General features: G+C 59.7%; 1 protein-coding gene. It reads left to right on the forward strand.

Annotation, left to right across the window (positions count from 1 at the left end):
- A partial coding sequence (locus ICL55_RS35020) for a condensation domain-containing protein (protein WP_188106736.1) occupies window positions 1-313 on the forward strand: 313 nt, incomplete at both ends.

Raw genomic sequence — 313 nt, forward strand, 5'->3', positions numbered from 1 at the left:
TGAGCAGCAGGGCAAAGGCCAGGTGTTGCGCCTGCCCCGGAAGACAGACGCGTTCCTGCGGTGGTCACAGGAAATAGCACGTTATACGGCCACGGCTTCCTTTGAGGCGGCCAGCCGTTACTGGGATGTTTGGCAGCAACAGCCGCCATTGGCGTTGCCACGTGACGATGCCGGCGGCAGTTGCCTGTTACGCGATATGCGGGAGGAAAAGCTGGAACTGAGCGAAGCGGAAAGCCATCAGTTGCTGACGACGGTACATACCACCTTCGGCACACAGATCAACGAGATCCTGTTGTCGGCGCTGGTGCTGGGA

It is taken from the genome of Chitinophaga varians (assembly GCF_014529945.1).
GTDB lineage: Bacteria > Bacteroidota > Bacteroidia > Chitinophagales > Chitinophagaceae > Chitinophaga > Chitinophaga varians.